Genomic DNA, 22,944 nt, shown 5'->3' with positions numbered 1-22,944 from the left:
ATTTACACAAATCCGCAATTCGCTTTACAAATTGTCCCTATACTGAGGTTAAGAACTAAAGAGAGGTGACCAATTTGTTAGAACTAAAAGATATCTCGAAAAACTATAAAAATAAAAAAGTTTTGATGAATATAAATTTAAACATTCAATCGGGTGAAATAGTTTCGTTACTAGGGCCGAGTGGTTGTGGAAAAACAACTTTACTCAATATTATTCTAGGTCTTACTCAACAAACGAATGGACAGCTTTTTTACAACGGACAAGATATATCGAAACAATCTATGCAAGATCGAGGGTTTAATATTGTTTTTCAGGACTTTGCGTTGTTTCCTCATTTAAATGCTTATGACAACATCGTCTATGGTTTGAAAAATAAAAAAGAAGGAATGTCAAAAAAAGAGGTTCAGGAATATATAGACTTTTTAGAACTGACCCCACATTTACATAAAAAGATTCATGAGTTATCGGGCGGGCAAAAACAGCGTGTTTCTATAGCTAGAACACTTGTGATGCAGCCTAAAATTTTATTGTTGGATGAACCGTTAAGTGCGCTAGATGGCGTGATAAAGGAATCGATTAAAGAACGGATTCAATCCATTGCTCGCCAATTTAATTTAACGACAATCATTGTCACGCACGATCCAGAGGAAGCTCTTACGCTATCAGATAAAGTGCTAATTATTAATGAGGGAACTGTTTCGCAATTTGGAACGCCGCAAGAAATAGTAAATACACCAGAAAACCAATTTGTTGAAGATTTTATATTAAGACAGCTTCATATAAAACGTCATAACATTTATCAGCTATTTGGAGAATCGTATGCTTAAAACAAATAAAATAATGAAATTGATTTTTCTTCCGATTATTTTCTTTTTTGTTTTCTTTTTAATTGTTCCGTTACTGTATATGTTTTGGCAATCTTTAAAAAAGGGGAAGGCTATCACCATTCAAAACTATGTGGAAACATTGCAAAATGTGGAGATTCGTGATGCGTTTTTCAATAGTTTTCAAGTCTCTTTAATAGCAGCTTTAATCACGACCATTTTGGCTTTTTTATTGGCCTATGCTGTTCATTTTACAACGATGCATCGCTTTACGAAAAAGCTTGTCCAAATGGGTATTACATTACCAATGCTATTACCGACCATAACATATGGCTTTGTACTGATTTATACCTTTGGCAATCAAGGGATTATTACGAAGATACTTGGTCAGCCCTTGTTTACAGTCTATGGATTTAACGGTTTATTAATTGGTTATGTGCTGTATACATTGCCTGTTGCCTTTATATTAATGCAAAATTCTATGCAATATATTGATAAAAGGTTTCTGCTAGTTTCCATGCTGATGCATGATCGACCATACCGAAGATTTTATCATACAGTATTTCGTCCGATGCAAGGGACGATTGGTGGGGCATTCATACTATCGTTTGTGTTAAGTTTTACAGATTTCGGGATACCAGCGTCAGTTGGTGGTAGCTACAAAGTTATTGCTACTGAGCTATATCAAGCGATGCTTGGTTCCATTGTACATTTTGAGAGAGGTGCTGTGATTTCGATTTTAATGTTAGTACCTGCAGTGCTTGGAGTTGTTATGTTAACGATTTTGGAACGATTTAATTTTCAGTATAAGCAAGTTTCTAAAAGTGACCTCGTTGTCCATCGTTTCCGTGATGTAATGTTTACTGTTTTCTCGTTTGTTTGTGTAGGTGCGGTATTAATCATGTTTTCAACAATATTTATAGTACCTTTTACGAAAGGTTATCCATATGATTTCAGTTTTACATTCGAGCATGTGAAAAACGTACTAGCTGAACAGGGCTTGAAGCAAGTCTATATGAACTCGCTAATAGTGGCTGTTTTGACAGCTGTTTTAGGTGTGGCTGTAGCGTTTGTGTCCGCTCTATTAAATGTACGAACACCACTTAAAGGAAGGAAAAGCATAGATTTTGCTTCAATGGTTACGAATACTGTGCCAGGCATGGTACTTGGTCTTTCTTACTTGTTCTTCTTTAATGGGAGTTCCTTAAAAGGGACATTCCTCATCATTATTGCGTGTAATGTCGTTCACTTCTTTACAACACCATATTTAATGGCGAAAAATTCATTGCAAAAAATGGATCCGACATGGGAAGTAACAGCAGAGCTATTAAAAGATTCGTGGTTGAAAACGGTTATTCGCGTTATTTTACCGAATATTAGACCTACGATTTATCAAATGTTCAGCTATTATTTTTTAAACGCCATGGTGACTGTTAGCGGGGTAATTTTCCTTGTTAGCACGAAAACGATGCTTGTATCGACACGTATAAAAGAACTTCAACATTTCGCGAAGTATACAGACATTTTTGTTCTATCGATTTTTATTTTATGTACAAACCTCATTGTGAAATTAGGTTGTGATTATATAGCAATACCTAAAGAAAAAACAAAGGAGCATAAAGATGAAAAAATCAACAGTAATGATGTTAGGTACAGTTAGCTCAGCAATTGTTTTGGCAGCATGTGGAGGAGCGGAAGCAGGTTCGAAAGATCAAGTCATTATTTATTCAAACGCGGATGATGAAGCGATTGACGTTATGGAAGCAACATTAGATAACAAGGGGTATAAAGGTAAATATTTAATCCAATCATTCGGAACGTCTGAACTGGGCGGGAAAATAATGGCGGAGGGGAAAGACATTGAAGCAGATGTCGTAACAACGGCTTCTTATTTTATTGAAAGTGCGCAAAAGTCCAAGTCCATGTTTGTAGATTTATCTTCTGATTTAAAGCCTTTAGATGATGGTTCTACATTTGCATTACCGATTTTAGGGAATATCGGCTCGATTTTTATTAATACGGATTTATTAAAACAAAAAGATTTGCCAGTTCCAACATCTGTTAAGGATTTAACAAACCCTGCCTATAAAGATTTATTGTCGTTTCCTAATATTCATGACTCGTCAACAGCTTGGTTGTTAGTGCAGGCTATTATTAATGAGTATGGAGAAAAAGAGGGCAAACAAATATTAGCTGATTTAATCAAAAATGCTGGACCGCATATCGAAAGCTCAGGCTCTGGGCCTATTAAAAAAGTAAAAACGGGCGAAGTGGCTGTAGGGTTTGGTCTGCGTATTCAGGCTATCAATGCTAAAAAAGAAGGGCTACCGATTGATTATATCGATCCAATAGAAGGTAACTTTACATTAACAGAATCAGTGGCTGTAGTAGATAAAGAGGGGGATGAAGCGTTAGCGCATGAAATAGCCAAAGTAATCGCAACGGAGGCCCGCCCTGATTTATTGAAGCAATATCCTGTAGCTCTTTATGAAGGTGAGCAAGTAAATGATGAGCATGTACCTAAATATTTGAAGAAGTGGGATACGACATTAACGGTAGATCTATTAGAAAAACATCAAGCTTTCTTTAAAGAAGCGCAAAAATAAGGAGATATTAATTTTTATGAACAACTATAAATTGTTAACGCCAGGACCTTTAACGACAACTGCTACCGTAAAACAAGAGATGCTAAAAGATCGTTGCACTTGGGATGATGATTATAAAAGTGTCACACAAACAATACGTAAGCAGCTTTTAGAGTTAGCGCAAGTGACAGAAACAGATTATGCAACTGTTCTTATGCAGGGAAGTGGCAGTTTTGTTGTGGAATCAGTGTTAACAACGGCTGTTGGAGAGGAAGATAAAGTCCTTATTATCACAAATGGTGCTTACGGTGAACGCATTGTTGAAATGGCAAAAGTGCTTAAACTACAGCACGCGGTCTATAGTGTTCCTTATAATGAACCGCCGTCACCACTCGAAGTGAAAGTGCTGTTGGAAAATGATGCAACAATAACACATGTTGCTATTGTACATTGTGAGACGACAACGGGCATTTTAAATCCTATTCACGAAATAGGAAGCGTTGTAAAAGGGTTGGATAAAACGTTTATCGTTGATGCGATGAGTAGCTTCGGTGGCGTACCGATGGATTTAAAAGCATTAGGGATTGATTATTTAATTAGCAGTGCTAATAAATGTATCCAAGGGGTACCTGGGTTTGGGTTTGTTATCGCAAAGATTAAGGAATTAGAAAAGTGTAAAGAGCAAGCTAGAAGTGTTGCATTAGATTTATATAATCAGTGGGAAGTGATGAAACTCGATGGAAAATGGCGTTTTACATCCCCTACACATGTAGTGGCAGCTTTTGCGAAGGCATTAGAGGAACTTGTGGAAGAAGGTGGAATTCGTGCTCGTTACGAACGATATGCGAATAATAATCGTATACTTCGTACTCAATTGCAAGCACTTGGTTTTAACGCTTATATTTCAGAGGGGTTACAATCACCTATTATTACGACATTTTTATTCCCTTATGAAGGGTTCTCCTTCGATCATTTCTATAATGCGATGAAAAAAGCAGGATTTGTCATTTATCCAGGGAAACTAACAGATGTGGATACATTCCGAATTGGCAATATTGGAGACATTCATGAAGATGATATGAAGTCATTGTGTAAGGTTATCGAAAATTATATGGTGGTGATAAAAAAATGAAGATTGAAGCGATTATTTTAGATTGGGCAGGTACAACTGTTGATTTTGGTTGCTTTGCTCCTGTGAATGTTTTTCTTACAGTTTTTGAAGATGCGGGAATCAAAGTTACGCTAGAGGAAGCACGTAAACCGATGGGCATGTTGAAAATAGATCATATTCGTACAATGCTTGAAATGCCAAGAATTCGTGAGGTATGGAACGAAAAGTATGGACGAGATTTTACGGAAGAGGATGTCCACGCTTTATATATGCAGTTTGAATCAAAGTTAATGGAATCTTTAGCGACTTACACGGATCCGATTCAGTATGTGACAGAAACGATACAACAATTAAAAGAAGAGGGTATTCGGATCGGTTCTACGACGGGATATACAGACTCGATGATGGAGGTAGTGACTTCGCATGCAGCGGCTAAAGGATATGAACCTGATTTTTTAGTAACGCCTACTCAATTAGGAGATAAAGGACGCCCTTACCCATATATGATTTTTAAAAATATGGAAGCAATGGGTATTCAGGCGACGAAACAAGTGGTGAAGATTGGTGATACAACTTCAGATATTCAAGAAGCTTTAAATGCAGGTGTATGGGCTGTTGGTGTTATTATTGGAAGCTCTGAAATGGGGTTATCTGAAGAAGAGTATATGGCTTTATCTGAAGAAGAGCAGCAATTTGCTATTGAAAAAACAGCAAGAATATTTAAAGAAACAGGTGCACATTATACGATTCGAACGATAAAAGAGCTCCCAGCATTATTGGAAAAAATTAATGAGCGTTTAGAACGAGGTATCGTACTGGCTTAAAGCCTCAGGTGGATGTTAGACTGATCCCGAAGTTAAAGTGTCAGATGAATTTCATAACGAGGCAAGAAAGAAGTAAACCCCCAGTTTAAAAAAACTGCAGGGGTTTGCTTTCTTTTTCGTGCGCCTAATCGCGCTCATATGGTGTAGAATCTGGAATTTCCGTAAATGGATTTTTTTCATTGATGCGGTCGTAAAACATAACGCCGTTAAGGTGGTCTAATTCGTGTTGGAAGGCTATAGCAGGCATTCCTTTAAGGCGCATTTTTTTCTCCTCACCTTCAATGGTTTTAAATTTAACTGTAACACGAGCATGACGTGGTACATAGCCTGGAACATTGCGATCTACAGAAAGGCAGCCCTCGCCTGTTGCAAGGTACGTGTTTTCTACTGAGTGACTAACGATTTTTGGGTTGATTGCTACAAAACTTAATTGTTCCCCATTCTCATCTGTTAAATGGAGGGCAAACATTCGATGGAGGCTATTTATTTGATTGGCAGCTAATCCAATGCCGCTACGTAAGTTATATTTATCTGCCATTTCGGGATCTTGGCTGTTTATTAAATATTGAAGCATGTCTTCTGCGAGTTGTTTTACTTCATCAGTTAAAGGGAATTTTACCTCCTCGGCTTTTGTGCGTAAAGTCGGATGACCTTCGCGAATAATATCATCCATTAAAATCATATATGAATCTTCCTTTCGACTTTGTAGTGTCTTGCTTATAAGTATACATCACGTCTTAAAACAATCACATGAAAAAAACCTTATTTGAATATACTTAAAAAATTTTTTAATAGCTATTAGATTGTCTGAAACTGGGCATTCTACTATTGGTAATCATGTAGGAGAACGTAATAATTGAGTACCTTTAATACGTTGTTATAATACAGAAAATATTAATTAGTGGTACAGTATGAAACAGAGTTGTTTAATTGTTATGTTAGAAAAAATCTTTGTTTGTACGCGTAATATATGATTGACCGACAGTATTTTATTCAGTATACTGAGTGCAAAGAATAAGTTGTACTAGTTGAAACGGTGATTTATTTTAATACAGCTGAAAGGGAGATGTGACAAATGAGCAAGAAAAACAATAATATTTTTGATGCTAAACAAACGCTAACTGAAATCGAAGATAAGTTTGAAATGTTTCAAATTTTGAATGAAGAAGGCGAAATTATAAATGAAGAGGCAGACCCGAAGCTATCTGATGAGGAACTAGTTGAGTTAATGACGCGTATGGTTTATACACGTATTTTAGACCAACGATCTATCTCTCTTAACCGTCAAGGTCGCTTAGGCTTCTATGCACCAACTGCTGGGCAAGAAGCTTCACAACTTGCGTCGCACTTTGCATTAGAAAAAGAAGATTGGATTTTACCGGGTTACCGTGATGTACCACAAATCGTATGGCACGGTTTACCTTTAGATAAAGCGTTTTTATTCTCACGCGGTCATTTTGCGGGGAACCAAGTTCCTGAGGGCGTAAACGTATTAGCACCTCAAATTATTATCGGTGCACAATATATTCAAGCAGCAGGTGTAGCTCTTGGTATTCAAAAACGTGGTAAAAAGGCAGTGGCAGTAACTTATACAGGTGATGGCGGTTCATCACAAGGGGATTTCTATGAAGGCATTAACTTTGCAGGTGCATTTAAGTCACCAGCAATCTTCATTGTACAAAATAACCAATTCGCCATTTCAACACCTCGCGAATTACAAACTGCTGCAAAAACAATTGCTCAAAAAGGTGTAGCAGCAGGCTTACCAAGTATTTTAGTAGATGGAATGGATGCGCTAGCAGTTTACGTAGCAACACGTGATGCACGTGAGCGTGCAGTAAATGGCGAAGGTCCAACATTAATTGAAACAATGTGCTATCGCTATGGTCCTCATACAATGGCAGGGGATGACCCAACGCGTTACCGTACATCAGATACAGATAATGAATGGGCACAAAAAGACCCTCTTGTACGCTTCCGTAAATACTTAGAAGCAAAAGGTCTGTGGGATGAGCAAAAAGAAGAGGCTGTTATTGAGCGTGCAAAAGAAGAAATTAAAGAAGCAATCAAAAAAGCCGATGCTGCTCCAAAACAAAAAGTAACAGAGTTAATGGAAAACATGTACAAAGGCGAAATGCCATCTAATTTAAAAGAACAGTATGAAATCTACAAAGAGAAGGAGTCGAAATAACCTATGGCACAAATGACGATGATTCAAGCAATTACAGATGCACTTCGCACAGAATTAAAGAATGATGAAAACGTTCTTGTATTCGGGGAAGATGTAGGTGTCAACGGTGGGGTATTCCGCGCAACTGAAGGCCTACAAAAAGAATTTGGGGTTGACCGTGTATTCGATACACCGTTAGCAGAATCAGGTATTGGTGGCTTAGCAGTCGGTCTTTCTCTACAAGGTTTCCGTCCGGTTCCTGAAATCCAGTTCTTCGGTTTCGTATATGAAGTAATGGACTCGATCAGTGGTCAATTAGCACGTATGAGCTATCGTAGCGGTGGTGTCTATAATGCACCAGTAACAATCCGTTCTCCGTTTGGTGGAGGCGTGCATACACCTGAAATGCACTCTGATAGTTTAGAAAGCTTAATGACAGCACAGCCAGGTTTAACGGTTGTTGTCCCATCAACTCCATACGATGCTAAAGGTTTACTTATTTCATCTATTCGAAATGATAATCCAGTCATTTTCTTAGAGCATTTAAAATTATATCGTTCATTCCGTGAAGAGGTACCTGAGGAAGCATACGAAATTCCACTAGGTAAGGCGGATGTAAAACGTGAAGGTAAAGATTTAACAATTATTGCATACGGTTTAATGGTTCACGAAAGCTTAAAGGCAGCAGAGGAGCTAGAAAAAGAAGGTCACTCTGTAGAAGTAATTGATTTACGTACAATCCAACCAATTGATATTGAGACAATTATTGCGTCCGTTGAAAAAACAGGTCGTGCAATCGTTGTACAAGAGGCTCAAAAACAAGCAGGTATTGCTGCAAACGTAGTGGCTGAAATTACAGAGCGCGCGATTTTAAGTTTAGAAGCACCTGTACTTCGTGTGGCTGCACCAGATACTGTGTACCCATTCCCACAAGCTGAAGGTGTTTGGTTACCGAACTATAAAGATGTAATGGAAACAGCTAAAAAAGTTTTAACATTCTAATGTAACTTCTAAACTTGAAGGACAGCAAATAGAAAGGATGGGTACACATGGCATTTGAATTTAGATTACCGGATATTGGCGAGGGTATTCACGAAGGCGAAATCGTTAAGTGGTTCGTTAAAGCTGGAGATACAGTAAAAGAAGACGATATTCTTTGTGAAGTACAAAATGATAAAGCAGTAGTAGAGATTCCGTCTCCAGTTGAAGGGACAGTAGAGGAAGTTTTAGTAGGAGAAGGCACAGTAGCAGTTGTTGGTGATGTCTTAATCCGCCTTGATGCACCTGGATATGAAGATTTAAAGCTAAAAGGTGATGACCATGCTGAAGCGAAAACAGAGGCTCAAGTTCAAGCGACTGCTGAGTATGGTAAGGAAGTAGCAAAGGCACCTGTTGAAGTTGAGCAGGCTCCAGAGAAAACTCCTGAAAAGACTGAAGCTGTTGCGGTAGCTGAAGATAATAAGCGTATCATTGCAATGCCTTCAGTACGTAAATTTGCACGTGACAATGATGTGAATATTCGTGAAGTTAATGGTACAGGCAAAAATGGTCGTATTTTAAAACAAGATATTGAGAATTTCCTAAAAGGTGGAGGCGTTGTAGAGGCTGAAGCAGCAGCACCAGTAGCTAATGAAGAAGCTGTGCAGCAAGAAACAACTACACAAGTAGCACCAGTAGTCCTTGAAGGTGATTTCCCAGAAACACGTGAGAAAATGTCGGGCATTCGAAAAGCGATTGCAAAAGCGATGGTTCACTCGAAACAAACGGCTCCACATGTTACACTAATGGATGAAGTCGATGTAACAGCTCTAGTAGCACATCGCAAAAAATTCAAAGATATCGCTGCTGAAAAAGGTGTTAAATTAACGTACTTACCATATGTAGTTAAAGCGCTAATTTCAACTTTACGCGAATTCCCAGAATTTAACCGCTCATTAGATGATGCAACACAAGAAATTATTCAGAAGCATTATTACAATATTGGTATTGCAGCAGATACAGAAAAAGGCTTGCTAGTACCAGTTATTAAGCACGCTGATCGTAAATCTGTTTTTGCAGTATCAAATGAAATTAATGAATTAGCGACTAAAGCTCGTGAAAGCAAGCTTGCACCACATGAAATGAAGGGCGCTTCGATGTCGATTACGAATATCGGCTCTGCAGGAGGACAGTGGTTTACTCCGGTAATTAATCATCCTGAAGTAGCGATTCTAGGTATTGGTCGAATTTCAGAAAAACCTGTAATAAAAAATGGTGAAATTGTAGCCGCACCTGTGTTAGCATTATCATTGAGCTTTGATCATCGTATGATTGATGGAGCCACTGCGCAAAATGCTTTAAATCACTTAAAGCGTTTGTTAAGTGAACCAGAATTATTATTAATGGAGGCGTAACAAAAATGGTAGTAGGAGATTTTCCAATCGAAACAGATACTCTTGTCATTGGTTCAGGTCCTGGAGGATATGTAGCAGCAATTCGTGCAGCTCAAACTGGCCAAAAAGTAACAATCGTTGAAAAAAATGTACTTGGTGGTGTGTGCTTAAACGTAGGTTGTATCCCATCTAAAGCATTAATTTCAGTAGGTCACCGTTTTGAGCATGCTAAACATTCAGATGACATGGGTATCATCGCTTCTGATGTGAAATTAGACTTCTCAAAAGCACAAGCATTTAAAGACAGCGTTGTTAAAAAATTAACTGGCGGTGTTGAAGGCTTACTTAAAGGTAATAAAGTTGAAATTGTACAAGGTGAAGCTTATTTCGTTGACGCTCATTCAGTGCGTATCATCAATGGTGAATCTGCTCAAACTTACACATTTAACAATGTAATTATCGCAACGGGTTCTCGCCCAGTTGAAATTCCAACATTTAAATTCTCTGATCGCGTACTAAATTCTACTGGCGCACTTTCTTTACAAGAAGTACCAGGTAAATTAGTCGTTATCGGTGGAGGCTATATTGGTACAGAGTTAGGTTCAGCTTACGCTAACCTTGGCTCACAAGTAACAATTATCGAAGGCGGAAAAGATATCTTAGCTGGCTTCGAAAAACAAATGACACAAATCGTGAAAAAAGGCCTTAAAAAGAAAGGCGTTGAAATGGAAGTAAACGCATCTGCAAAAGGCGTTGAAGAAACAGAAAACGGCGTAGTAGTAACATATGAAGTTGGCGGAGAAGAGAAAAAAGTTGAAGCTGACTACGTATTAGTAACTGTAGGTCGTCGTCCAAATACAGATGAAATGGGCCTTGCTGAAATCGGTGTTGAATTCGGTGAACGTGGTCTTATCAATGTTGACAAACAGTGCCGTACAAATATTCCAAACATCTATGCAATTGGTGATATTGTAGCTGGTCCTCAGCTTGCTCATAAAGCATCTTACGAAGGTAAAGTTGCTGCTGAAGCAATCGCTGGTGAAAAATCAATCGTTGATTATTTAGCTATTCCTGCTGTATGCTTCACAGATCCAGAGATGGCAACAGTTGGTTATAACGAAGATGAAGCGAAAGCTGAAGGCATCGAGTACACTGCAGCGAAATTCCCATTCGCAGCAAATGGTCGTGCACTTGCATTAAACCAAACAGAAGGTTTCGTGAAACTTGTTGCGCGTAAAGAAGATGGCTTATTAATTGGTGCTCAAATCGTAGGTGCTGGTGCATCAGATATGATCGCTGAAATGGGCTTAGCTATTGAAGGCGGTATGACTGCTGAAGATATCGCGTTAACAATCCATGCTCACCCAACATTAGGTGAAATTACAATGGAAGCTGCTGAAGTATTACTTGGCAACCCAATCCATATTGTAGCAAAAAAATAATAAAGTTTATGAAAACGGTTATAAAGCATTTGCTTTGTAGCCGTTTTTTTGTATATTACATGTAATTTTGATAAAGTAATTATATCGAATGAATATTCTAAAAATACAGTTCGGTTAGGAACATATTACATACCGGATAGACTTAAAAATCTAGTAATTGAATGCTAGATGTCCGGAAATGATAACGATGTCTTTGAAACAAGGGAAGTTGATCATAAAAACTGGGGTGATAAAAAATGGAACTAGGCTTAAAGGGGAAAGTAGCAGTTATTACAGGTTCAAGTAAGGGAATTGGCTATTATACAGCGATGCAGCTTGTGAAAGAGGGCGTGAAGGTCGTACTTTGTGCTCGTGGTGAAAAACAGCTTCAAGTGGCTGCTGGCTGTATTAAAAATGAAACAGGCGAGGACGTTTTAATTGTACCAACTGATATTACAAAAGAAAAAGATTGTAAGTACTTAATAGAACGAGCAGTAGAGCATTTTGGTCGCCTTGATATTCTTATTAATAATGCAGGCACAGCTTCAGCTAATTCATTTGAATCGGTTAGTAGTGAGCTATGGCAGGCTGATGTAGATTTAAAAGTGTTTGGTGCTGTCAATTGTTCAAAATATGCTGTACCCCATTTGCGTAAGGTTGGTGGCGGTGCAATAGTTAATGTGACTGCGGTAATGGCTAAAACACCACCGGCAAGCTCACTCCCTAGTACTGTAAGTCGTGCTGCAGGTCTGGCATTAACGAAAGCTATGAGCAAAGACTTAGGAAAAGATAATATACGTGTGAACTCTGTTTGTATTGGGCTTATTCGTAGTGATCAAATAGAGAAGACGTGGAAAGAGGCAGAACCCGAGCTATCGTGGGATGAGTATTCCCGTAAAGTAGGTCAAGCAATTCCGCTTGGTCGTGTAGGGGAAACTCAAGAAGCAGCAAATGTCATTACTTTTTTAGTTTCTGATGCTGCTAGTTATGTGACAGGAACTTCTGTAAATATTGATGGTGGTTCCGGGCATGCATTATAGAGTAATATTTTTTGAGAAAAGTATATTTAGCTTTGTCAAAAAATTGATTGTAGATTAGTTTTAAGACAGTTTCTTTATCATATGTATAGAAAAAGGGTAGCTCAAAGGTAGTAACCCCTTAAAGTTAGAGTTTTTATTATGCGGCTAATTGGCTGGTGTGAGTTCGGGATTTTACTGGACTTATGCCAGCCAGTTTTAGTTTAAATACGTTCATTGCTATAGTGGTCGATATAGCGTTCGTTCAATTATCTTCTTCAATTCTTCATACGAGATAAATACGTCACCGTAATACTTCTCTTGATTAAGTATCAAAGAGGTTTTCCATTGACATTAACTTCTGTAAAATTATTCATTTGCTGGTATTGGGGTGATATAATTGTTCGAAACCATTAAAGGAGGATTTTTTTTGAAAAGAAATTTTTTATTTTTTTTAATCATTACTACATTTTTATCAATCATTTTCAGTGGTGTAAATCCACAAGCGGCAAAAGCAGCAACTGTACCAAATCTTAGCCCGAAAAATCTAACAAAAGAAGAAACAAGAGCATTGTTCTTTAGCACCTTAGTTTACTCAGACCTAAGCAAATTTGAAAAAAGAACAAAATTAGTAGATATGAAATTTGATGCATTAAAAGCTAAAAGTGATCCACTGCAAAATTTTAAGGATGAATGGAAGAAAATTCAAAAAGAACATTACTACCCTTCTATGAAAGTAAGTGAGTTTATCGAATATGCTGATTTAGAAAAATGGATTCTAGATGATTATGAAAGTGATGATATAACAGGCTTTTTCGGAGCTGTTTTTAAAAATACAAAAACTGAAGAATATGTAATCGCATTTAGAGGTACTTCTGACAGTGGAGATATCTCTAAAGATCTATCGGGCATTACTTCGGAACTGTATAATACTCAAATGGATAATGCGAGAAAACTATTTGAACAGGTAAATCCAAAATATAAAGTTACTGCTACCGGTCATTCTTTAGGTGGATTTTTAGCAACTTCTATAACTTTGGAAAAAGGAATACCTTCCGTTGTATTCAACGCACCTAGTCCTGACGAATATTCAAATATTGACAATGCAAACAGAAAGTTAGTAAAGACGTTTTCTATAAATCTTGATCCAATTGGTAAATATAACAGCCCTAAAAAAAATTCAAAAACTAATATTTATTATGACAAGAAAGATAATCAACCTTCTACTTCGGTAGGTGGTTACCACGATCTTTCTAATTTTTATCAATATGCAGATAAACCATTATACGATGTGGCAACAGGAGTTATCTCCACTAACTTAAAGGAAGTCGAAGTTTTAGGTGGACCAGGCACTAATTTTGCAAAGTTAGGTTCATTAAAGAACGGCACAAAAATTACGACCTATTCTCATGATATATATGGTTATTCTCTATTCAATTACGAAGGAAAAGAAGGATATGTTTCGAACCAATACATTAAGAATTTTAGTGACTTCGAACTATCTGAAGCTAAGAAAATAGTAGATGGTCTAATCGGAATGCAAGATAAGATACGGCTTGGAGACATCTATTACTTCACAAAGACTCAAATAATTGATATCTTATCTCCTGGATTCACACCTGAATATATTAATAAATACATGAAAGAAGATATGATGCCTTTGGAAAACAAATATATATTTAGAGGCACCGATAACATTGCAGCAAATCCAAACACGATCTTTATTGATTCTTGGGTAGAAAATGAATACGTGAAAAAACCTACTGTAGAATATTACCGTTTTAAAGGAAGTGAATACCTCCTTATTTCTCAATATCGCAAACCTTTCGACAGTATGGTATCTTCACACAATGGTTTTTATGATAACCTGTATCTGATAAAAGAAAGTCCAAATTCTAATTGGAAAGCATATGATATGAAACATCCAAAAAAATAAATTAATAAACAAGCACTTCCTATTTGTTTAAAATCACTTAGGAAGTGCTTTTTTAAAATGAATGTCCAGCAATATGTTTGTCAGAGTAGCTTCTTAAGTAAGTGCACAATAGGAAAGTCTTGAAGTAATCCTTTTTTCTATTGTTTTTCTAAAATTATAATAGACAGAAAATTCCTGCGGTTGTAGAATGGACGTAATGGGGGGTGAAATGTGGCGAAATGATGAACGAGAATTTTGTTGCGATGTTAAAGAGAGTTGTTCGAATTATTGTTCAGATCGGGATACTCAATATCTTTTATTACATGGGCGTCGGTATTGTTGCTTTACTACATGTACCTCTTCCCGGAAGTGTAATTGGTTTGTTATTATTAGCACTTTCACTCCATTTTAAAATAATTAAAGTAGAATACATTCAAGATGGAGCTGGTTTTTTAATTGGCGTATTAACGTTGTTTTTCATTCCTGCAACAGTAGGAGTAGTTGACTACCCTGAACTTGTTTCAACAACTGGTCTATTGATTATGCTAGCCGTTATAGCAAGCACGCTTATCTCTATTTATGTGACAGGATTACTTAGTCAAATGGTTGAGAAAAAAGAGCTGACTAAAAAAGAAACAGTAGCCATTGTAGAAGAAGGAGAGGGGGAATTAACAGTTGATTGAAATTATTGTTGTCGTTGGTACCGTTGTGTTATTCGTATTATTTACTAAACTTTATCAACGTTACCCTCATCCTTTAATGATTCCGCTAGTGACGACAACTATCGTCAGTGCAATTATGTTAGTAGTCTTTAATATTCCATACTCTACATATATGGAGGGTGGAGAATGGCTACAAAAAATGCTAGGTCCAGCAGTTGTAGCACTTGCTTATCCATTATATAACCAGCGTAAGATTATTATGAAATATAAATATGCAATTTTGTCAGGTGTTTTTATCGCCATGGTTACGGGTTTAGTGACAATATTTGTTATGCTGAAATGGATTGGTGTCAATAAAAGCTGGTTGCTGACTGCCTTGCCTAAATCGTTAACGACACCTGTAGGTATGCAGGTGAGTGAGACAATTGGCGGTATTCCACCATTAACAGCTGTGCTTGTCATGTTGGCAGGATTTGTAGGCGCTATTATAGGACCATTAGTCATTAAATACGGCAAAATTGATTCAGCCGTTAGTAGAGGTGTTGCAGTAGGTAGTGCTTCTCATGGCGTTGGACTTGTTAAATTAAGAGAATACGGAGAACAAGAATTATCAGTAGGGTCGTTATCTATGGCCTTAACTGCAATTATAGGCGCATTTTTATGTCCACTATTTGTTTATTTATTTTTGTAAAAAAAGCTATATACAGAAAATCTGTATATAGTCTTTTTAACTTTTTTCGATAATAAATTGAATGGTATGAGCAAGTCCTGTGTGGAGTATACCTTCATTTCGCATTTGTTCACCTGTGAAAAAATGGATGATTTTATAAGGTTGACACCATTTTAGAACATCCAAAGGGTCATATAAAAAATCAAGCTGTCTTGGGCCACCTGAGGCGTAAGGTAGTTGATAAATTGAATAAAGTTCCATCATAATAAGGCCCCCAGGTTTTACAGAATTAACAATCCTCTTAAACACTTCTTGTTGCTGTTCAGCTGGAAAATGTCCAAACACCATAATAGCAGCATCAAACATTTCTTCTGGCAGTTCATCTTGTAGTAAGTCAGTTAGCTTTGTATGGACTGATACATTATGTTTTTCTGCAAGCTGTTCTGTTTTTTTAAGACCACTTTCCGCATAATCAAAGGCAGTTACCGTATGTCCCTGTAAAGCTAAAAATACAGCATTTCGACCTTCACCTTCGGCATATGCAGCCACACTTGGATAATCCTTTAAATAGTGTACGTAGTCTTCTATAAATGTATTTGGCTGCTCACCATAAACATATTCGGCTGTTTTAAATCGTTGATCCCATGTGTTCATTCCATCACTCCTCAATAAATATTGTAAGGAAAGTATGCTCTAGATTCGAATTTTTTGCTCAGTTTCTTTGAAAGCAACTATGCGTTGCGAATTAGCAAATGATAACTTCTAGAATAAAGTGTAATAATCCATTATTATTTGATCAAAATCCTATAAGTTGGAGGTGAAAATCAATGAAGATAGAAAACCGTTTAAAGGAATTGAGAGAACAACATAAATATACACAGGACGATGTCGCGGGTTTTTTAAATATTTCAAGACAATCTGTTTCAAAATGGGAGTTAGGAAAGGGCTATCCTGATATTGATAATTTAAGAAGGTTAAGTGATTTATATAAAATTTCTTTAGACCAGCTTATTACAGGGGAAGAAAAATATCATACACAAGTAGCCTCTGATTCCACTGATTCTAATGAATCGGATCATAAAACTGTTGGGGATTTTTTATGGAGGCATTGGTGGATTCTTTTCCCAATATTAGGTGTGATTTCTACTTGGTTATATTATTAATCGACAAAAAGCTACCTCTCTTTGAGGTAGCTTTGGTATTAAATAATAGGTTTGCGTTCTTTTATGACGCGAATCGTTTTTAATGTTGTATCTTCAGGTCCTTGTACAGGTAAACCAGCTTCAATATTCATTTGTATATAACGAATATTCTCTTGTGTAATTATTTCCCCGGGAATAAAAATCGGAATACCTGGGGGATACACCATAACGAATTCTGCACAAATACAATTATCTGCTTCTGCAAGAGGAACAACTTCAGTATCTGCATAAAATGCATCGCGTGGTGACATGGCAAGTGCAGGAATATCCGGTACATTAACCATCGCCTCAGTAATAGTAGCTTCTGAATCGAATGCTTTTGACATACGACTAAGAGCATTGATGAGGAGATTAATTTCCTTTTTCGTATCACCTAATGTCACTAAACATAAAATATTGTATAGGTCCGATAATTCTACTTCAATATTTGCATTGTGACGAAGCCATTCTTCAGCTTGATGACCAGAGAGGCCTAAATCTTTAACGCTTATTAGTAGCTTTAAAGGATCCATATCATAAGTTGCAGATGAATTTAATTTTTCTTTACCAGCACATTTTATATGTGGAATTTGGTTAATGCGTTTACGCGCATCCTTTGCCAAACGAAGTGCATCGCCAATTAAGTCATAACCATGGATTGCCAGCTGACGTCGTGCTGTGTCAAGAGAAGCAAGTAATGGATAAGATGTCGATGTAGTTGTGAGCATCGACAGAACAGCTTGTACTCGTTTTGCAGAAACAAGACCTTCACGAACGTTTAAAATAGACGTTTGAGTCATAGAGCCACCAAGCTTGTGTACGCTTGTTGCAGCCATATCAGCCCCAGCTTCCATTGCGGAGTAAGGGAGGTCATCATGAAATTTAATGTGTACACCATGTGCTTCATCGACAACTACCGGAATATTACGTGTATGGACTATTTCTACAATACGCTTTAAGTCTGCGGAGAAGCCGAAGTACGTTGGATTAATTACAAGTACTGCTTTTGTATCTGGATAAGCATTTAAAGCTTTTTCAACAGCTTCAGGCGATATTCCATGAGAAATACCGTATTCACTATCTACTTCAGGATGAATAAAAATCGGGATTGCTCCAGCGAAAACAATCGCCGACATAATGGATTTATGAACATTCCGTGGTACTAGAATTTTATCACCTGGACCGACGACGGTCAGAATCATCGCCATAATGGCGCCACTAGTACCTTGAACGGAAAAGAATGTATGATCAGCACCAAAGGCTTGTGCAGCAAGTGCTTGTGCTTCTTTAATGGCGCCCTTTGGTGAATGTAAATCGTCTAGTGGAGCAATATTAATTAAATCAATTGATAAAACGTTGTCGCCGACGAATTCTCGAAACGCAGGATCCATGCCTTGACCTTTCTTATGGCCTGGAATATGGAATTGAATTGGGTGTCTGTTCCGATGTTTTAATAATACGTCGAACAATGGAGTCTCTAGTTGTGACAACGCAGGTACCACCTCACTTTTTAATATCTAACAAAACAAGTGAATTATAGCACCTAATTGCACGAAAAAACAGACTTTACAGAAAAAAATAAAAAATAAAGGTTTTTTTAATAATTTCGAGAAATTAGTATCGTAGGAAAGGGGAGGTACTATGAATTGGAATACACGTGTGACAGAGCTTTTAAATATTAAATATCCAATTATACAAGGGGGATTAGCCTATTTAGCTTATGCTGATTTAGCAGCAGCGGTGTCGAATGCTGGGGGGCTAGGGCAAATTACAGCAATGAGTTTACGTGATCCTGACTTATTGCGCGCAGAGATTCATAAAGTACGAACATTAACGGATAAACCGTTTGGCGTAAATTTTGCAATTGGTATGTATGGTACTGGTTATGAGGAAATGGTGCGTGTTGCGGTGGAAGAAAAGGTACCTGTTGTTACAATGACTGGCGGGAATCCTGCACCTATTTTTGATATTTTGGAAGGAACGGATATTAAAAAATTGGTTCTTGTTGCTGCACGTAGACAAGCTCAAAAGGCGGAAGAACTAGGCGCAGATGCTGTTATGGTTGTTGGACAAGAGGGTGGAGGTCATCTTGGACGCGATGATATTGGGACAATGGTGCTCGTGCCACAGGTTGTAGATAGTGTGAAAATACCTGTCATTGCCTCTGGTGGTATTGGTGATGGTCGTGGCTGGATGGCAGCTCATGCACTTGGAGCAGAGGGAATTGAAATGGGAACTCGTTTTATTGCGACTAAAGAATGTGTTGATGCCTCTGAGGCATATAAAGAAGCGTTACTCGCAAGCACCGAGGCAGATACGACCGTTATAAAACGCTCTATAGGTGCACCAGCAAGAGCGTTACGCAGTGAATTCACGGAAAAGATTTTAGAAATTGAACGCACTACACCTACGTATGAGGCGTTAAAAGATTATATTAGCGGGAAAGCAAATAAACGTTTTATTTATGAGGGCGAAAAAGAAGAAGGCATTGGTTGGGCTGGACAAGTTACAGGAATGATTCATGATATTCCAACTGTCGAGGAGCTGATCACTCGAATGGTTGCAGAAGCAGAGAGTATCCGGGTAAAATGGGTATAACGACATACGAACAAATCATTTACATCAGTGTTCTAATGAGATTGTGAAAACCAAGCTATCTCATATTGTAATCGCCTTTGGAGAGCCATACTAATTGGCAGTAGCTTCGGCGAAACTAGGCTCGGAGAATAAGGAAGACACAAAAGCGAAAGTCAAAAGATATAAGTTGTGTCACTGTAGAGATGTCTACATTTTTTTAAGAAATGTATATGTTTTTTGTATCGGGTCAATAACGTAAAGGTGGTTATGTCCAATGGAATACTCTTATCCGTTTTCGACGGATTGGTCAACGGAGGAAATTGTAGATGTTGTCCAATTTTTTGAAGGAATTGAACAAGCTTATGAAAAAGGCATTAAGCGTGAAGTGATGATGGCGAAATATCGACGTTTTAAAGAAATTGTTCCATCACAGGCCGAGGAAAAAACAATTTTCCGTGAATTTGAAGAAGCGAGTGGCTATGTCAGTTATCCTGTTGTGAAACAAACAAAAGACGCAACTGACGGCACAATTATTAAAGTTGCCCCGAAGCAACGTAGATAAATAAAACGGGTCAAAACTTAAAAAGCGCGAGAAATCAATTTTAAAAACGTTGATTTATTGCGCTTTTCTCATGTGGATTTTTTCAATTTCACTTTAAAAATATACTGTCAGGTGTCGATTCAGATGTCTCTTCGGCACAACGAGGGGGTGATTTCCGTTCCGACTAGGCGCTTTGTTGCTGCCGCTACGCTTTCGCACAGTTAAAACATTTGTAGCTGCCGCTTTGCTTTCGCTACAGAAAACATTTGTTGTTGCTGTCGCTACGCTTTCGCACAGAGCTTCCTAGGGGCGTCCGATGAGCCGCTTGGGCCAACAGATGTTTTTTGCGCGAAAGCGTAGTGCTAACGAAGCGGCAGGATGTTGGTCACGAAGGCGTTATCACAGGACGTGATGGTTTTAGCCTTCGTTCCTCTATTGCTAATCCCCAAGGAGTCGCCTAATCTCCACTCCAATCAACTACTTCACAGGCATGTATTTTGACTACTTTGATTTTAAATACAAAAAATGTGGATGTGAGTATTCCCATCCCATATTTTTTATTTAATCGCTATATACACTATGCCAGTGTTAAAAATAAGCGCGTTTCATATACTACATAAACAAAATCAAGCTTTTTCAAATTTCTTGAAAAATAGAGAAAAAATAATAATTCCCTTCTCTCAATTCAAACCCATAAAAATATTCCTCAAACAAATTTTCGTTTGCTAGGGATAATAACGTAAATTTTCCACAAAATATAAATAAAATCATGAAAATTGTTTTAGTTATTATGCCACAAGGCTTGAAGGACAATCTGTTAAACTTTATTTTCCAACAATGATGTTATAAATCGGGAGTAAACGGTTAAAGGTATCTTCTGTTAATTGATGAAGTTCACTAGCTGACAGCTTGACCGCTTGATCTTTTGGAATATGTCGACCTACTAAAAACTCACCTTTTTTTACATCGCGTAAACGAATAAGTAATTCATCTAGCTTGTCTTCCTTTGCATCTTGCATGGAGATTGCTGCTGGAGACATATGATCTCCAGAGACAATGAGGTCATCAGGAAGTTGCTGTAACATTGCTCTGTTGGCGATTAAACGTTCTGCCATCACATTTTTTTGTGGAGCTTCATAAATAATAGCTAAGACGATGAATAAATGTGTGCTCCAAAGACCAATCTGAAAGTGAGGTAATGATTTATAACCTCTTTTGTACGGAGCGAAGGCAACCCAGCTATCATTCGGAGGATTTACTGTCCTGCGTGCATGCTTTGCAACATGAGGATAAAATTCTTCTCCAAGATGACTCGAAAAGAAGGAAGAAAAATCCTCTCCAAGAGTTTGGAATTTTGGTCTTACACATTCATTTAAGGCATCCATTCTCTGTTCTAATCCGTCTATTTGAAAAACATTGAAGTCTTTATTCGTCCATTTTATTTTCGTCATTTTTTATTTACTCCTTTCGATTTATAAGGTTTATTTTATTACGAAAATGGGAAAAAATCTTATAACAAGAACTTTCTCGAAGTTGTTATTGTGAAAAAATAAAAAAAGGAAGTGATTTTTATGAAACCTATCGTAAAAATTATACGTAAAGTCGACATTGAAAAGCAATATGAACACATTTTACAATTAGAATTAGATTATGAATTAGCCTCACTCTTTTCGGCAATGAATGAAAAAAATGAGTTTGAAATTGAAAAAAGTAAAAAACGTCTGGCTGAAATTCAGCTTGAACTTGAAAGCTTGCACGTCTATGCGTAGTCAATATTTTATACCGATTTGAAAAATCACTTGCTGAATATTCCGACAGCAGGTGATTTTTATTGCTATAAAGGGTAAAATAGACTGTATATCATAATAAGAAGTTTTAATTTCAAGGAAGTACTAGGTGCTACGTATTAACAAAACGTCATGAGAAATCAAGCCTTAAGTAGTGAGAAAGTTAAAAAATGTGTGAGGCCTTTTCTTATAATCGAAGGGTGGGTTTTTATGGATTTACAACAAATTGATCAGTTTGCGAAAAGTATTATAGTTGAAGCGGGGAGACGTATTCGGGAGGCCTTTTCGTACAATCTAATTATTGAGACAAAATCAAGTGCCAATGACCTTGTTACAAATATTGACCGTGAAACAGAATTATTTTTTATCGAAAAAATACGAAGTTTCGATCCAACCCACAAAATTTTAGGGGAAGAGGGAATGGGCGAGAAAGTAGAGTCGTTAGAAGGTGTCGTATGGATTATTGATCCGATCGATGGCACGATGAATTTTGTGAAGCAACATCGTCATTTTATGATTTCTATCGGTATTTTTGTTAATGGGGTAGGCAAGCTAGGTTACATATTCGATGTCATGCGTGAAGATTTATTTTATGCTATTGCAGGTCAAGGGGCATGGTACAATGACTCTCCATTACGTAAGTTGCAGTCAGTCAAAATGGAGGAATCGGTCATTGGTATAAACGCTCATTGGGTAGCACCCAATCGACATATTCACCATGAAAAAGTCATTGAAATGGTTCGGAAAGTACGTGGTACGCGGTCATATGGTTCAGCGGCAATGGAAATAGCGTTTGTTGTCAGTGGTAAACTAGATGCTTATGTATCGATGCGACTATCACCATGGGATATTGCTGGGGGGACTATTATCGCTAAGGAAGTTGGTGCCATCACCACTAATTTACATGGAGAGGCCTTTGACTTTTTGCATCAGGATACTTTTATCATTGCCAATCCTTCTATACACAAAGAGCTATTAGAAAATTATATTGTGCCTTATGAATAAAAAAGGAGCCGTCTATTTTTTAGACAGGCTCCTTCTTACTTAAGCAATCAACTCATATTATAGTAAACCTTGTTCACGTAGTTTACGTTTCATTTTAAAGGCTGTCATGAAGATGACACAAGTAGCCACAATGCCTGCTATTATACCTAATACACTGCTAATTGCTACTGAATACCCGATAGAACACATTGCTAAAACAGCAGCTAATGCGTAAATGGCCATTACGAATTTTGCACGATTCATAGCCGAGCCTCCTATATTAAAAATTTGTAAATTAAATATA

The 22,944-nt window shown here is 37.4% G+C and carries 23 protein-coding genes; 18 read left to right on the top strand and 5 right to left on the bottom strand.

What is annotated here, in order from left to right; all coding sequences use genetic code 11:
* Positions 1 to 74: 74 nt before the first annotated feature.
* Genes ABNX05_RS06435 through phnX form a run of 5 tightly spaced genes read left to right on the top strand, consistent with a single transcriptional unit; the run spans position 75 to position 5,344 of the window.
* Entirely contained in the window at positions 75 to 827 is a 753-nt protein-coding gene (locus ABNX05_RS06435) for an ABC transporter ATP-binding protein (protein WP_349658981.1), read from the top strand.
* Entirely contained in the window at positions 820 to 2,484 is a 1,665-nt protein-coding gene (locus tag ABNX05_RS06430; RefSeq protein ID WP_349658980.1) for an ABC transporter permease subunit, read from the top strand. Before ABNX05_RS06435 ends, ABNX05_RS06430 begins: the two co-directional genes overlap by 8 nt.
* Positions 2,447 to 3,430 (top strand): extracellular solute-binding protein, encoded by a 984-nt coding sequence (locus ABNX05_RS06425; RefSeq protein WP_349658979.1) that lies wholly within the window; start codon positions 2,447 to 2,449, stop codon positions 3,428 to 3,430. Before ABNX05_RS06430 ends, ABNX05_RS06425 begins: the two co-directional genes overlap by 38 nt.
* 16 nt (positions 3,431 to 3,446) lie before the next feature.
* Positions 3,447 to 4,541, top strand: a complete 1,095-nt coding sequence (gene phnW / locus ABNX05_RS06420) for a 2-aminoethylphosphonate--pyruvate transaminase (RefSeq protein ID WP_349658978.1) — start codon at positions 3,447 to 3,449, stop codon at positions 4,539 to 4,541.
* Positions 4,538 to 5,344, top strand: a complete 807-nt coding sequence (phnX, locus tag ABNX05_RS06415) for a phosphonoacetaldehyde hydrolase (RefSeq protein ID WP_349658977.1) — start codon at positions 4,538 to 4,540, stop codon at positions 5,342 to 5,344. Before phnW ends, phnX begins: the two co-directional genes overlap by 4 nt.
* A 124-nt stretch (positions 5,345 to 5,468) precedes the next feature.
* Here the strand turns inward: phnX and def are convergent, their stop codons facing one another.
* Positions 5,469 to 6,026: a peptide deformylase gene (gene def / locus ABNX05_RS06410; RefSeq protein ID WP_349658976.1), complete on the bottom strand. Its 558-nt coding sequence runs from the start codon at positions 6,024 to 6,026 to the stop codon at positions 5,469 to 5,471.
* Between the two features lie 393 nt (positions 6,027 to 6,419).
* Here def and pdhA point away from each other — a divergent pair, with 393 nt between their 5' ends.
* The 8 genes from pdhA (at position 6,420) to ABNX05_RS06370 (ending at position 15,591) form a co-directional block, all read left to right on the top strand.
* Complete coding sequence (gene pdhA / locus ABNX05_RS06405; RefSeq protein WP_079559703.1) at positions 6,420 to 7,535, top strand: pyruvate dehydrogenase (acetyl-transferring) E1 component subunit alpha; 1,116 nt, start codon at positions 6,420 to 6,422, stop codon at positions 7,533 to 7,535.
* Between the two features lie 3 nt (positions 7,536 to 7,538).
* Positions 7,539 to 8,516 (top strand): alpha-ketoacid dehydrogenase subunit beta, encoded by a 978-nt coding sequence (locus tag ABNX05_RS06400; RefSeq protein WP_079559704.1) that lies wholly within the window; start codon positions 7,539 to 7,541, stop codon positions 8,514 to 8,516.
* A gap of 47 nt (positions 8,517 to 8,563) precedes the next feature.
* Entirely contained in the window at positions 8,564 to 9,907 is a 1,344-nt protein-coding gene (locus tag ABNX05_RS06395; protein ID WP_349658975.1) for a dihydrolipoamide acetyltransferase family protein, read from the top strand.
* Between the two features lie 5 nt (positions 9,908 to 9,912).
* Positions 9,913 to 11,328 carry a dihydrolipoyl dehydrogenase gene (lpdA, locus tag ABNX05_RS06390; RefSeq protein WP_053483451.1) on the top strand — a complete coding sequence of 472 codons (1,416 nt, stop codon included), beginning with the start codon at positions 9,913 to 9,915 and terminating at the stop codon, positions 11,326 to 11,328.
* Between the two features lie 236 nt (positions 11,329 to 11,564).
* A complete protein-coding gene (locus ABNX05_RS06385) occupies positions 11,565 to 12,347 on the top strand; it encodes an SDR family NAD(P)-dependent oxidoreductase (RefSeq protein ID WP_349658974.1) in 783 nt (260 codons plus the stop codon).
* 406 nt (positions 12,348 to 12,753) lie between these two features.
* Positions 12,754 to 14,259 (top strand): DUF3993 domain-containing protein, encoded by a 1,506-nt coding sequence (locus ABNX05_RS06380; protein WP_349658973.1) that lies wholly within the window; start codon positions 12,754 to 12,756, stop codon positions 14,257 to 14,259.
* A 218-nt stretch (positions 14,260 to 14,477) separates the two neighbouring features.
* Entirely contained in the window at positions 14,478 to 14,921 is a 444-nt protein-coding gene (locus ABNX05_RS06375) for a CidA/LrgA family protein (RefSeq protein WP_349658972.1), read from the top strand.
* Entirely contained in the window at positions 14,914 to 15,591 is a 678-nt protein-coding gene (locus ABNX05_RS06370; RefSeq protein ID WP_349658971.1) for an LrgB family protein, read from the top strand. Before ABNX05_RS06375 ends, ABNX05_RS06370 begins: the two co-directional genes overlap by 8 nt.
* A gap of 36 nt (positions 15,592 to 15,627) precedes the next feature.
* On the opposite strand, the gene ABNX05_RS06365 is transcribed toward ABNX05_RS06370, so the two are convergent.
* Positions 15,628 to 16,224, bottom strand: a complete 597-nt coding sequence (locus ABNX05_RS06365; RefSeq protein ID WP_349658970.1) for a class I SAM-dependent methyltransferase — start codon at positions 16,222 to 16,224, stop codon at positions 15,628 to 15,630.
* Between the two features lie 173 nt (positions 16,225 to 16,397).
* Between ABNX05_RS06365 and ABNX05_RS06360 the strand changes: the two genes are divergently transcribed.
* Positions 16,398 to 16,733: a helix-turn-helix transcriptional regulator gene (locus tag ABNX05_RS06360; protein WP_349658969.1), complete on the top strand. Its 336-nt coding sequence runs from the start codon at positions 16,398 to 16,400 to the stop codon at positions 16,731 to 16,733.
* Positions 16,734 to 16,771: 38 nt separating this feature from the next.
* Here the strand turns inward: ABNX05_RS06360 and ABNX05_RS06355 are convergent, their stop codons facing one another.
* On the bottom strand, positions 16,772 to 18,241 hold the full coding sequence (locus tag ABNX05_RS06355; RefSeq protein ID WP_349658968.1) for an aminotransferase class I/II-fold pyridoxal phosphate-dependent enzyme: 1,470 nt from the start codon (positions 18,239 to 18,241) through the stop codon (positions 16,772 to 16,774).
* Between the two features lie 151 nt (positions 18,242 to 18,392).
* On the opposite strand from ABNX05_RS06355, the gene ABNX05_RS06350 reads away from it, so the two are divergent.
* Together ABNX05_RS06350 and ABNX05_RS06345 are read left to right on the top strand one after the other, a co-directional pair.
* Entirely contained in the window at positions 18,393 to 19,349 is a 957-nt protein-coding gene (locus tag ABNX05_RS06350; RefSeq protein ID WP_349658967.1) for an NAD(P)H-dependent flavin oxidoreductase, read from the top strand.
* A 253-nt stretch (positions 19,350 to 19,602) separates the two neighbouring features.
* Entirely contained in the window at positions 19,603 to 19,890 is a 288-nt protein-coding gene (locus ABNX05_RS06345) for a UPF0223 family protein (protein ID WP_079559718.1), read from the top strand.
* Between the two features lie 803 nt (positions 19,891 to 20,693).
* On the opposite strand, the gene ABNX05_RS06340 is transcribed toward ABNX05_RS06345, so the two are convergent.
* Positions 20,694 to 21,320 carry a YktB family protein gene (locus ABNX05_RS06340; RefSeq protein ID WP_349658966.1) on the bottom strand — a complete coding sequence of 209 codons (627 nt, stop codon included), beginning with the start codon at positions 21,318 to 21,320 and terminating at the stop codon, positions 20,694 to 20,696.
* Between the two features lie 120 nt (positions 21,321 to 21,440).
* On the opposite strand from ABNX05_RS06340, the gene ABNX05_RS06335 reads away from it, so the two are divergent.
* Entirely contained in the window at positions 21,441 to 21,638 is a 198-nt protein-coding gene (locus ABNX05_RS06335) for a YkzI domain-containing protein (RefSeq protein WP_079559720.1), read from the top strand.
* Positions 21,639 to 21,866: 228 nt separating this feature from the next.
* Positions 21,867 to 22,661, top strand: a complete 795-nt coding sequence (locus tag ABNX05_RS06330; RefSeq protein ID WP_349658965.1) for an inositol monophosphatase family protein — start codon at positions 21,867 to 21,869, stop codon at positions 22,659 to 22,661.
* A gap of 57 nt (positions 22,662 to 22,718) precedes the next feature.
* On the opposite strand, the gene ABNX05_RS06325 is transcribed toward ABNX05_RS06330, so the two are convergent.
* On the bottom strand, positions 22,719 to 22,904 hold the full coding sequence (locus ABNX05_RS06325) for a DUF5325 family protein (RefSeq protein WP_079559722.1): 186 nt from the start codon (positions 22,902 to 22,904) through the stop codon (positions 22,719 to 22,721).
* Positions 22,905 to 22,944 lie beyond the last annotated feature (40 nt).

Source organism: Lysinibacillus zambalensis (assembly GCF_040183165.1).
Lineage (GTDB): Bacteria > Bacillota > Bacilli > Bacillales_A > Planococcaceae > Lysinibacillus > Lysinibacillus zambalensis.
Note: the sequence above shows the minus strand (reverse complement) of the source record. Positions and strands in the feature narration are given on the sequence as shown.